This is a genomic window from Pseudomonas sp. Pseusp88, assembly GCF_047303955.1.
In the GTDB taxonomy this organism is placed as follows: domain Bacteria; phylum Pseudomonadota; class Gammaproteobacteria; order Pseudomonadales; family Pseudomonadaceae; genus Aquipseudomonas.
Genome location: NZ_JBGLYM010000065.1, coordinates 1 through 10,926 on the forward strand (window position 1 = coordinate 1; position 10,926 = coordinate 10,926).

At 57.4% G+C, this 10,926-nt stretch carries 10 protein-coding genes and 1 pseudogene; 3 read left to right on the forward strand and 8 right to left on the reverse strand.

Features of this window, described 5'->3' with window-relative positions; translation table 11 throughout:
• Window positions 1-60: 60 nt before the first annotated feature.
• The 6 genes and pseudogenes from ACCD02_RS32105 to ACCD02_RS32130 form a co-directional block, all read right to left on the reverse strand.
• Complete coding sequence (locus ACCD02_RS32105) at window positions 61-882, reverse strand: methyl-accepting chemotaxis protein (protein ID WP_413310619.1); 822 nt, start codon at window positions 880-882, stop codon at window positions 61-63.
• Between the two features lie 36 nt (window positions 883-918).
• Window positions 919-1,740: pseudogene (locus tag ACCD02_RS32110) on the reverse strand (cache domain-containing protein); the annotation flags it as partial.
• A 99-nt stretch (window positions 1,741-1,839) separates the two neighbouring features.
• Window positions 1,840-3,165, reverse strand: coding sequence for a sensor histidine kinase (locus ACCD02_RS32115; RefSeq protein ID WP_413310612.1), 1,326 nt, complete (start codon window positions 3,163-3,165; stop codon window positions 1,840-1,842).
• The gene (locus ACCD02_RS32120; protein ID WP_413310613.1) at window positions 3,162-3,830 is read right to left on the reverse strand and encodes a response regulator transcription factor; all 669 of its coding nucleotides are present in this window, start codon (window positions 3,828-3,830) and stop codon (window positions 3,162-3,164) included. The genes ACCD02_RS32115 and ACCD02_RS32120 overlap by 4 nt, the downstream gene beginning before the upstream one ends.
• Window positions 3,830-4,144 carry a PepSY domain-containing protein gene (locus ACCD02_RS32125; protein ID WP_413310614.1) on the reverse strand — a complete coding sequence of 105 codons (315 nt, stop codon included), beginning with the start codon at window positions 4,142-4,144 and terminating at the stop codon, window positions 3,830-3,832. Before ACCD02_RS32125 ends, ACCD02_RS32120 begins: the two co-directional genes overlap by 1 nt.
• Window positions 4,144-4,452: a PepSY domain-containing protein gene (locus ACCD02_RS32130; RefSeq protein WP_413310615.1), complete on the reverse strand. Its 309-nt coding sequence runs from the start codon at window positions 4,450-4,452 to the stop codon at window positions 4,144-4,146. The genes ACCD02_RS32125 and ACCD02_RS32130 overlap by 1 nt, the downstream gene beginning before the upstream one ends.
• Before the next feature lie 166 nt (window positions 4,453-4,618).
• Between ACCD02_RS32130 and ACCD02_RS32135 the strand changes: the two genes are divergently transcribed.
• Window positions 4,619-5,701 carry a patatin-like phospholipase family protein gene (locus ACCD02_RS32135; RefSeq protein ID WP_413310616.1) on the forward strand — a complete coding sequence of 361 codons (1,083 nt, stop codon included), beginning with the start codon at window positions 4,619-4,621 and terminating at the stop codon, window positions 5,699-5,701.
• A 99-nt stretch (window positions 5,702-5,800) separates the two neighbouring features.
• Window positions 5,801-6,157, forward strand: a complete 357-nt coding sequence (gene queD / locus ACCD02_RS32140) for a 6-carboxytetrahydropterin synthase QueD (RefSeq protein WP_259106020.1) — start codon at window positions 5,801-5,803, stop codon at window positions 6,155-6,157.
• 57 nt (window positions 6,158-6,214) lie between these two features.
• On the opposite strand, the gene ACCD02_RS32145 is transcribed toward queD, so the two are convergent.
• Entirely contained in the window at window positions 6,215-6,823 is a 609-nt protein-coding gene (locus tag ACCD02_RS32145) for a LysE family translocator (RefSeq protein WP_413310620.1), read from the reverse strand.
• A 112-nt stretch (window positions 6,824-6,935) separates the two neighbouring features.
• On the opposite strand from ACCD02_RS32145, the gene ACCD02_RS32150 reads away from it, so the two are divergent.
• Entirely contained in the window at window positions 6,936-7,799 is an 864-nt protein-coding gene (locus tag ACCD02_RS32150) for a LysR family transcriptional regulator (protein ID WP_413310617.1), read from the forward strand.
• 67 nt (window positions 7,800-7,866) lie between these two features.
• Here the strand turns inward: ACCD02_RS32150 and ACCD02_RS32155 are convergent, their stop codons facing one another.
• Entirely contained in the window at window positions 7,867-10,560 is a 2,694-nt protein-coding gene (locus ACCD02_RS32155) for a DUF4214 domain-containing protein (protein WP_413310618.1), read from the reverse strand.
• Window positions 10,561-10,926: the final 366 nt, after the last annotated feature.

Genomic DNA, 10,926 nt, shown 5'->3' on the forward strand with positions numbered 1-10,926 from the left:
AGCCGGGAAGGCGTATTCCCGGCTAAAGCCGGTCCCACAGAAAAACCGCTTACATCAATATCAAACCCTGAACTGCCTGACCAATGCCCCAAGCCGCTGCCCCAAGTCCGACAGGCTGCGGGAGGTCTGGGCGCTATGCCGGGTCTCCTCGGCCACGCTCTCCACCGCCACGGCGATCTGATGCACGCTGCGGTTGATTTCTTCGGCTACGGCGGTCTGCTCTTCGGCGGCGCTGGCAATCTGCGCATTCATCGAGTTGATGGTGCCGATCAACTGGCCGATGGTGTCCAGTGAGCTGCCCGCTTCATTGGCGCTTTTCGATGTACCGTCACCGGCCTCACTGGAACGACGCATGGCCTCCACCGCGCTCTGGGTGCCTTTTTGCAGGCGGTCGATCATGCCCTGGATTTCCTGGGTGCTTTGTTGGGTGCGGCTGGCCAATGCCCGTACCTCATCCGCCACCACGGCAAAGCCGCGACCGGCCTCCCCTGCCCTCGCTGCTTCGATGGCGGCATTGAGGGCCAGCAGGTTGGTCTGCTCGGCAATCGAGCGAATCACTCCCAATACGCTGACGATGGAAGACACATCCTGCTGCAGACTGTCCAGGGAAGTACCGCTGTTGCGGATATCGTCCACCAACGCATGAATCTGGCGAATGCTGCCGTCAACTACACGCTTGGCCGCAAGACCTTCCTGATCGGTCTGCTGCGCCGCCACCGAAGCACCCTGAGCGCTGTGGGCGACTTCCTGAGCGGCTGCGGACATCTGATTGATCGCCGTCGCCACCTGATCGGTCTCGGTGCGCTGACGCTCCATGGCCTGCTCGGAACGTTGTGCCTGACTGGAGACTTCGCCCACCAGGGTAGTCAGTTGCGTGGTCATCTCGGCAATCTGTCGCACCAGACCATGGATCTTGTCGACGAAACGGTTGAAGGAGCCCGCCAGATCGCCCAACTCATCGCGACTGGTGATCGCCAGACGCTTGGTCAGGTCGCCCTCACCGGCGGCAATGTCATCCAGATTGTCTTTCATCAGGCGCAAAGGCCGCAGCAGGGTGGAGGCCAGAACAACACCGGCAATGGCAATAAGGATCAGCACCACGACGGCGATACCGATGATACTCAGCAGCATGTCACGCAGGCGATCGTCCACGGCCTGCTGCACTATCGCAACCTGCCCCTCGATGCCGTCCAGATTGACCGAGGAGCCAACGATCATGTCCCATTTTGGCAAGTATTCGGTGTAACCGAGCTTCGGCAGCAATTCAGTCTTGCCCGGCAGGGTCGAGGTGTACTGCGAATAGTGGGTACCGGCCTTGGCCGAACCAATCAGCTCACGAATGTAGTAAACGCCATTGGGATCCTTGGCATCCATGACGTTTTTGCCTACACCGTCAGGGCTGCTGCCCTTGAACAGGCGTACGCCCTGGGAGTCATAGCCAAAGAAGTAACCCTCTTTGCCATAGCTCCCGGCGGAAAGCAGCTTGATCACCTTGTCCCTGGCGGACATATCGCCCTGCTCAGAGGCGTCATAAAGCGGCTTTAGCGTGCTCAGGCCGATGGATACATAGCTTTGCAGCGTCGTCTTGGCGTCATTAAGCAGACGTACCCGCGCGTCATCGACCTCTTGCTGCGCCTGCTTATGCAATATCACAACAGTCACGACACTGATGACCACCGCGAAAATCAGCACCGGCAGCATGGCCAGTGACAGGACCTTGGCTTTCAGGCTCAGACGCATAAGACTTCCTCAGGGAGATGTAGTTATTGTTTTTGAGCTACAGGCTTGAACTGTTAACGGCCACGGCAACGGAAAGTTGAGAAGCACTTGGCAATTCGCTCAGCCGCGAGCGGCGGGATCAGGCAGCTCGATGCGAACACGCAGGCCACCCAGCGGGCTTACCAGTAACTGTAACTGGCCGCCCCAGGCGTCGACGATATCCCGCACAATGCCGAGGCCCAGGCCATGCCCCGCGACCTGTTCATCTAGACGGGTGCCACGACTGACCACCTCGTCATGACGATTCTCCGGGATACCGGGGCCGTCGTCGTCGATCAGCAGGATAAAACTCCCTTCTTGCCGGTGTATGCCCAGGCACACCTCACTGTCCGCCCATTTGCAGGCGTTATCCAATACATTGCCCAGCAGCTCCAGAATGTCCTCGCGATCCCAGGGCAGTGCCAGATCGGCAGGGATCTCGGTACGCAGTGCCAGGTGTTCGCCGTGAATCAGGCGCAGGGTCGCCAGCAAGCCAGGCAGCTCAACACTGCAATCGAACAAAACGCCGGGCAAGGCGTCTCCGGACAGGCGTGCACGATTCAGCTCCCGGCTCAGGCGTTGCTGGATCTGTTCGAGTTGCTCGTTAAAGGTGCGGCGAATATCCGGATAAGCGTCGAGGCGGCTGTCGGACGTCAGGCTGATCAGCACCGCAAGAGGCGTTTTCAGGGCATGACCGAGATTGCCCAAGGCATTTCGCGAACGCTTGAGGCTGTCTTCGGTATGGGCCAGGAGGTGATTGATCTGGGCGACCAGAGGCTCAAGCTCCTGGGGCACGGCATCATCCAGCTGTGAGCGCTGCCCCTGTTGCAGCTGGGAAATCTGCTCGCGCACCCGCTCCAGAGGACGAAAGGCGCGCCTGACGGTCATGCGCTGCAGGATCAGGATCAACAGCAAGGCCACCCCGCCCAGACCCAGGCCGATCTGCTGCACCCGTTGAAAGCTGGCCCTGACCGGCGTGTAATCCTGGGCCACGGTAATTGAAATCTTCTGGCCGAATTTGCGGTAGTCCGCGTTTAATACCAGCAGCGACTGACCGGTCTTGGCCAACTCGGAATGAGCGTGCAATCCCGGCCCTTCGAGATTTGGCAGCTCAAGATCCCAAAGCGAGCGCGAGCGCCAATGTCCCTGGGCAAAGTCAATGCGGAAATAGTGACCGGAATAAGGCCGCTGATAGGCTGGAGAGACATGCTGCTCGTTCAATTGCAGGCCGTCGGGACCACGTACCAAAGCTGTCAGCAGGCCTTCGCTCTCGTTGCGCAGTCCGGACTCCAGATAACGCTGCAAGCCGACCTCGAACAACCACAGGCTGATCTGGGCCAGTACCAAGACCACAATCAGAACGATACTGACCAACCACAGACTGAGGCGGCCTTGAATGGACTTCATCCGCCGCTTCCGCCAAACAGATAGCCCTGGCCCCGGCGCGTCTCGATCACGCTACGTCCCAGCTTGCGGCGCAGATGATTGACGTGGACCTCGATAACATTAGAGTCGCGCTCGGTCTCTCCGTCGTAAAGGTGCTCGGCCAGATGCCCTTTGGAAAGGATCTGCCCCGGATGCAGCATGAAATAGCGCAACAGGCGAAATTCGGCGGAAGTCAGCTGGATGTCATCGCCTTCCTGCATGACGCACTGCCGCCCTTCGTCCAGATGCAGCCCGGCCGCTTCGAGACGCGGTTGATTGGCCACACCATGAGAGCGACGCAATAGCGCCTGAATGCGCAATTGCAGCTCTTCGGGGTGGAAGGGTTTGGTCAGGTAGTCATCGGCACCGGCCTTCAGGCCTTCGATACGCTCGGCCCAGGAATCACGGGCCGTCAGAATCAGTACAGGCGTCGCCAGACCATTACGGCGCCACTGTTGCAGCACATCGAGACCGGGCATGCCGGGCAGCCCCAGATCCAGCACGATCAAGTCATAGGGCTCGGTGGCGCCTTGCAGCAAGGCATCACGGCCGTCAGCCAGCCAGTCGACTGCATAACCCTGACGACCAAGCCCCGCCAGCAGTTCGTCGGCCAACGGCACATGATCCTCAACCAGTAACAGTCGCATCAATCGTCTTCCTTGTCTTCTATCAGGCGGCTGTTCCGCGCATCGAACTTCAACTCGCGAACGATGCCCTCACGAGTGAGCAATTCAATTTCATATACGTAGATATCGTGTTTGAGCTCGAGTTCGGCTTCCAGCAGCCTGGATTCGGGGTAGCGCTTGAGCGCCACATCGATACATTGCTCCAGTGATTGTATGACGCCACTTTGGCGCAGCTTGAGCGCCTCATCCTGATCGAGGTCCCGGGCGCTGATCCTGGTGCACAGCATCATCAGGATCACACCGCAGAATAAATAGAGACGCCTGGGCTTTTGCATCAACTGTCCTGATGATTCTTCAGAATTTGTCCGGTCACCGCGTCCAGCTCCACGTCCCACTCGACACCCTTGGTATCGCGCAATTCAACCTGGTAGACATACTTGCCGTATTCCTGTTCAAGCTCGGTATCGGTAATGGTCGCCTGGGGGTGCTGGCCCAGGGCAAGGGTATTGAGCTTCTCGAAGGACTGGATAGTACCCGCATCGCGCAGGCGCAGGGCTTCATCAGGGCCGATATCACGCGCCTGGACAATACCGGCGGTGAGAGTCAGGGCGGTGGCGGCGAACAGGGCAGTCAAAGTTTTCATCATTCATCTCCAAGGGGTAAACAGGCTTTACGGTCCTTAAGATAACGACCCGAACTTAATTCAAGCTTAATACCTGCGGCCAATCGCCATCAGCACAGCGAATTCCTGTCAAACGACACAGATGGCTCAGCGGGTATGATGAACAGCCTGTCCAACGGAGACGTCCATGAGTGCCATCCTTATCAAATCCAGCAGCCTGACCCTCAAGGCAGGCCGCCGGGCAATGTCCAGGCTCAGAGAGCAGGGTTTGCATCCGCGGGACGTCGGTATCGTGCCGGGTGCCGCCGGTGGGCCCAAGGCATTGGGGATACAGGGACTGGATCTGGCCCTGTTCGGCGAGTGGCTGCCACGAGCACCGCGAGAACGCTCACTGATTGGCGCTTCGATTGGCTCCTGGCGCTTCGCCAGTGCCTGTCTGCCCAATCCGGTCGAGAGCATCCGCCGTCTCGGACGGCTGTATAACGAGCAAAGCTTTGCCAAGGGCGTCACCATCGCAGAAGTCAGCCAGAGTTGCGTACGCATGCTCGACAGCCTGCTGGAAGGCCAGGACGCCCAGATACTGGATAACCCCCACTACCGACTCAATATCATGATCGTCAAAAGCCATGGCCGGTTGGCCCATGACCATCGTCGCAGCCTGGGGCTTGGTTTGTCTTCGGTAATTGCCGACAACCTGCTCGGACGCGCGCGGCTGTCACGGCACTTCGAACGCCTGATCATGCATGACCAGCGCCTCGCGCCGCCGCTGCATGCCCTGACCGACTTCCCGTCACGCAGCCTGCATCTGGACACCTCTAATCTGCGTCAGGCGCTGCTCGCCTCGGGTTCGATCCCAATGGTCATGGAAGGTGTGGTGGATATCCCTGGCGCCGGGCCGGGGACTTTTCGCGATGGCGGGCTGCTCGACTATCACCTTGATCTGCCCTACTCCGGCGACGACATTGTGCTCTACCCGCATTTCATCGATCGAATCATTCCCGGCTGGTTCGACAAGACGCTACCCTGGCGCAAGGGCGACCTCGGCAGGCTGCAGGACGTGTTGCTGATTGCCCCATCCAGGGAATACCTGGCACGACTGCCTTACGGCAAGCTGCCGGACAGAAACGACTTCAAGCGCTTCATGGGTGACGACAAGACCAGGCAGACCTATTGGCGAAAGGCCATGGAGGAGAGTCAGCGCATGGGCGACGAGTTTCTTGAGCTGGTCGACAACAATCGCCTGACGGAGCATCTGCGGCCCCTGAATTAGCCTGCGGCCATGTTTTGCGCATCGGGCAAATCATTACTGTTAAACTCGACATCTGCTTTTATCGCTTCGGCGAACGCCACTTACAGAGTTCAAGATACCTTGGAAATCTTCAAAGAATTTACCTTCGAATCTGCCCACCGCCTGCCCCACGTCCCTGAGGGGCACAAGTGCGGCCGTCTGCACGGGCATTCGTTCCGCGTCGCCATCTACCTGGAAGGCGACGTCGATCCCCATACCGGCTGGATCCGCGACTTCTCCGAAATCAAGGCGATCTTCAAGCCGCTGTATGAACGCCTTGACCATAACTATCTGAACGATATTCCCGGCCTTGAGAATCCAACCAGCGAGAACATGGCCAAGTGGATCTGGAATGAACTCAAGCCTCTGCTGCCGGAGCTGTCCGCCATTCGTATCCATGAGACCTGCACCAGTGGTTGCGTGTATCGCGGAGACTGAGCGCCTGGTTGTTGTCACGCAGAAGGCCGCATGCAGATGCGGCCTTTTTTATTGGCCTCAGGTATGGATAGGTAAGGCCAAACCGAAAAGAACAAAGAATCCACCGCACACTTTATTGAAACGGCGCCCGGTTCGAGCCAACCAGGGCCTGACCCGGTGCGCTGCGCTGGCCACACTATATTCAACAATGAATTCCACGACGGCGTAGGTCAGTGCGATAGCAGCCGTCTGTGCGAAGACGCTTCGGTGCGGATCCAGGAAGGGTGGAATAAACGCAGTAAATAGCAGCAGCGCCTTGGGATTGGAAATAGCCGACACCAGCCCCTGACGAAACAGCGACCAGCTTCCAGCGCTTGTAGTAACGCCGGTATCAAGGCCCACGGGGGCAGATCGCCATAGCCCGAAACCCAACCAGATCAGATAGAGCCCGCCAACAATCTTCAAGGCCGTGAACCAGGTGGCCGAGGCCTGAATCAGCGCGCCCAATCCCAACGCGCAAAACGACAGGACGATGGCAAATCCAAGCACACCGCCTGTGATAGTGAACAAGGTTTTACGACTGCCGTGAAGAGCTCCATGGGTAAGCACCAACAACGCATTGGGCCCAGGCACTATCGCGATGCCGCAGCAGGTAATCAGATAGAGCAACCAGGTCTCGAAGGGCATGATCAGATCCAGCAAGTGTTTATCAATGCCAGCATCTTGCGGGCGTACAACCACCTTGAAAAGCGCATAATTCACGTAATGGCCATTCGATTAACGAATAGAGGTAACGGTAATGCCTGCCAGCGACTTGCAGATCAATTGGCTCAAGTGCTTCGTGGCGGTGGTGGATGCCGGTTCGCTATCTGGGGCGGCCCACGAGGTGAACAGATCACAGTCAGCCGTCAGCATGCAGATGAAGAAACTGGAAACCGCCCTTGGACGGCGGTTGTTGAGTCGCGGGCCGAGACACCTGCATCTGACCGATGATGGCCAGACACTGCTGAGCTACGCCCGGCGCATGCTTGCACTTCACGCCGAGACCCAGGCGGCTTTCCATGGGGAAGAACTAACCGGACTAATCCGCCTGGGCGTCGCGGAGGACTACGCCGCCAGGTATCTCACACCGGTTCTGAAGCGCTTTTCGCCGCGCTATGCAGCCGTGGAAATAGAACTGAACTGCGAACAGTCGACCACGCTTATTCCGCGTGTGCGCAGTGGCGATCTTTATCTTGCGCTGGTGTCCAGAGACTCGCCACAAGGAGGGACCTTTCTCTTCAAAGAGCCGATGGTCTGGGTTGGCTCACCCCAGTTCGAGCTCTGGCGACGAGACCCGATACCTATCGCCGTCTACGAAAGCGCAAGCCTGGCTCGGCATTATGCGGTGAGTTCACTGACTCAACAGGGACGCCAATTCAAGGTGGTCTATAACAGCTCCAGCCTGGCCGGACAGGTAGCCGCGGTTGAGGGTGGGCTCGCCATTGCCGCGATCACACAGTGCAGTGTGCAGCCATCGTTTCAGGTGTTGAGCAGCGAGCATGGCCTGGGAAACATTGAACCCATGGAAGTTTCCATAATGCGTAGCCGGGCTTCGCGCGGGTCAAAGGCGGTTAATAGTCTTCATGCATTTATCATCAGTGCACTGAGAGCCCAGGGATAGACAAAGTCGACGCCTTAGCAGAAGAAGGTCGCACGCCAAGGTGGCCTTCTTCTACGGCTATGAGCACTTACGCAATCAGGTTGCCCGCAGTAATCGTACCCACCGCTCCCGTAAGTTGGATAAAGAAGTCAGTTGAGTCGAACTGCGAGGTATCTGACCCGCTGTTCTGGAACAAGTACGTTCCTGTTGCCGACCCTGTCTGTATCGTGATCAGGTAAGCCTGACCGGTGTTATTCAGAACAATGGACAGGCCACTACTGATTGTGCTCAGGTAATTGCTTGTGTCGGCATTACCGATGATATAACTACCGACGAAGGCTGCGTTGACGCCAGTCTTGAAATAATCTGTCCCTGTCGCATTGAAGTTGCCCACCTGGTCAACCTGATTGCGATTGGACATATTGGCGCCTGTTTCGATCAGCGTCTCCGAGCCAAAGCCGGACGTTTGCAAATTGATCACATCGACCGCCGCGCCACCCGTGATCGTTGTTGACGCGGCGCTGGAGCCCAACAGGTTCAGTGTCTGCCCGCCACTCCCCAGGATGATTGTATTGTCGCCGGTACTCTTGGTGTAGTTAAGGATGACGCCCGCACCGTCGACGTTGGTGAAACCGGCTGTCCCTATGCTGCCGGCGACATTGACGACCTGAATATTGGAGACCTTGGTGCTCAGGTCTATCGACTGGGTAGTCGTCGCGCCGATGTTGAGAGTGTTGGTACCAAGGCCGCCATCCAGACTGGTGAGGAAGTTGACAATCTGATTGGCGGTAAAGTTGAAAGTATCAGCACCGCTGCCGCCAGCTACCTGCACCGCGACATTGGCTGAGGTAAAGTTATTGGTGCCGTTGGCCAGGTTATATTTTTCGATAGTGTTAGCGGCGGTGAGAGTACCGGCAGTAGACAGGTTCAGGGTCTCGGTGCCCGCCGCATTGATGGTGCCGGTGAATTGCGAGAACTGCGCAGTCGACATGGTGACGTTGGCATTGTTGGTCAACGTCAGGTTTTCAAAGCCCGTGATCGTTGCATTGCTGATATCCGGCAGCGCCGAAAAGAACGCCAGGCTGTCGCTTCCCGTGCCGCCCGTATAAGTGCCCAGGATGGTCGCGCCATTAAGGGCCAGAGAGTTACTTCCGTTGCCTAGAGCCGCAGTACTGGAGACGGAGCCATTGATGGTGACGTTGTCGTTGCCTGCTCCGCCGGTATAGTTGACGCCCGCCGTCGCCGAGTTCAAGTTGACCGTATTGGTGCCAGAGAGGCTGCCTTTGACGGTCGCGGTACTCGCCAGCGCCGAGGCAGTCCAGGTGAAGCCTCCCAAGGTGATACCACTGGCATCCACCGTAGTCAGCGCAGTGCTGTTTGCGCTCAGGGTTAGACCGGCATTGCCACTGACATTGATAGTCTTTATGGAATTGCCCAGCCAGGTCAGGGTGTCGTTGAATGCCCCCGAGGGCGTGGCTTGAGTATCGTTGACACTGATATTGGCCGTTTCAACCCCGGATGCCGTTATTCCCGTGCTGGCAAAGGCCACGGCAGAGGTGCTGCCGTCACTCAGTGACAAATTGACAATGTCATTGGCACCACCGGCAAACGCGGCGTTGGTGATGGTCAGAGCAGTGCCAGAGCCGGTTAGTCTCAGGTTGCCGTTGCTCACCAGATTACTCAGTGTCAAACCATTCGAACCGGCGCCGACCGTTACGTCACTGTAATTGCCCAGAGTTTGCAGATCGATGGTCTGACTGGTGGCGCTGGTCAGGCTCAGCTTTTCGATACCCGTGACATTACTGGCAAAAGTGCCGCTACCGGAGGCGGTTGCCGCATAAGCTGCCGTCAAGACAATGGTGTCGGTACCATTGCCACCACTGATAGCGATAGGCAGCAGCGCGGAGTTGAGGATAAAGGTATCGTCCCCCGTCCCACCATTGATCGTACTGATACCCGCCGAGGTGTTGTAGGTAATGGTATTGGTGCCATTGGCCAGGCTCAATACCTTGATATTACTCAAGGTGCCGCCGGTAGAACCATTATTGAGAGTGACAGTGCCTGCGGTTGTTAAGGTCAGGGAATCGGTATCTGCTACGTTGCCAGCGATTGTCGTACCGTTGAGGTTGGCAATAGTGGATGAGTACTTATCGGGCAGCCCCGAAGTACCGTTGTACGCCCCCCCAGCCACGACCGTAATAGCGTTGAATGTCGGAGCCGTCGGAGCCGGGCTGGTGATGCTGGTGCCCGTAGCCTCGGCTACACCCACACTCAGCCCGGTGACCGCCTGATTGAAGGTGTAAGCCGTGGAATCGACCTTGGCCAGAAATGCCCGCGCCGACGCCGCAGACGCCAGGCCGCTATAGCCAGCGATCTCCGCCGGCGTATCCAGCGCGACCGTAAAGGCTTTTGCCACGCTCAACTTGTTGGCTATGGCCGTGGCATCGCCAGGGCCAGCCGCGCTGAGAATCTGATATGCCGCCTGGACATCGGAAACCTCACCATTGGATATCTTGGTGACCCAGTAAATCAGGCCCGCTGGCTCCGGCGCCCGGTTGAACAAGTTACTGTAAATGGCAGTAACCTTAGCAGCCAACGACATACCACCGTAAAGGGCAGCGGACTCGGTTGAAGCCGAAAAACCAGCGATGGCCGTGCTTAGATTCCCGTTGGCCGCATTGACCTCTGCGGCCCAAAATGCCAGCCCTACCGGGTCGGCCGGGCGGCCAAAGTAAGCGATATACAGGTTCTGGATCTGATCAACGTAATCGGCGGCAGCCATTGTCGACTCCTAAGTTCTTATGGAAACCGAGCTCCAGTATAAGATCTCAAAAGCATTCATATGGATATAAAATTTAAAGGAAGACAACGCTTTGAATAGAAAAATGATATCGATTGTTCTGTACGATACCCATTTGCCTTCCTGCCTTGTGCGACCGGTTTTAGCCGGGAGGGCACCGCTATTGATCATGGAGATGTGGCGAATGTAACGGCCCTTTCCCGGCTGAAGCCGGTCGCACATTTTTCTCGCACAAAAACAAAACCCCATCTGCTTTCGCAAATGAGGTTTTGGAATTTAATCTTGACGATGACCTACTCTCACATGGGGAAACCCCACACTACCATCGGCGATGCATCGTTTCACTAC

Excerpts from the sequence above, each read along its gene's own strand:
- ACCD02_RS32125 (WP_413310614.1), bottom strand. The coding sequence starts at position 4,144 with ATGCAAAAGCCCAGGCGTCTCTATTTATTCTGCGGTGTGATCCTGATG.
- ACCD02_RS32135 (WP_413310616.1), top strand. The coding sequence starts at position 4,619 with ATGAGTGCCATCCTTATCAAATCCAGCAGCCTGACCCTCAAGGCAGGC.
- ACCD02_RS32145 (WP_413310620.1), bottom strand. The coding sequence starts at position 6,823 with ATGCCCTTCGAGACCTGGTTGCTCTATCTGATTACCTGCTGCGGCATC.
- ACCD02_RS32155 (WP_413310618.1), bottom strand. The coding sequence starts at position 10,560 with ATGGCTGCCGCCGATTACGTTGATCAGATCCAGAACCTGTATATCGCT.
- ACCD02_RS32150 (WP_413310617.1), top strand. The coding sequence starts at position 6,936 with ATGCCTGCCAGCGACTTGCAGATCAATTGGCTCAAGTGCTTCGTGGCG.
- ACCD02_RS32130 (WP_413310615.1), bottom strand. The coding sequence starts at position 4,452 with ATGAAAACTTTGACTGCCCTGTTCGCCGCCACCGCCCTGACTCTCACC.
- ACCD02_RS32120 (WP_413310613.1), bottom strand. The coding sequence starts at position 3,830 with ATGCGACTGTTACTGGTTGAGGATCATGTGCCGTTGGCCGACGAACTG.
- ACCD02_RS32115 (WP_413310612.1), bottom strand. The coding sequence starts at position 3,165 with ATGAAGTCCATTCAAGGCCGCCTCAGTCTGTGGTTGGTCAGTATCGTT.
- ACCD02_RS32105 (WP_413310619.1), bottom strand. The coding sequence starts at position 882 with ATGACCACGCAACTGACTACCCTGGTGGGCGAAGTCTCCAGTCAGGCA.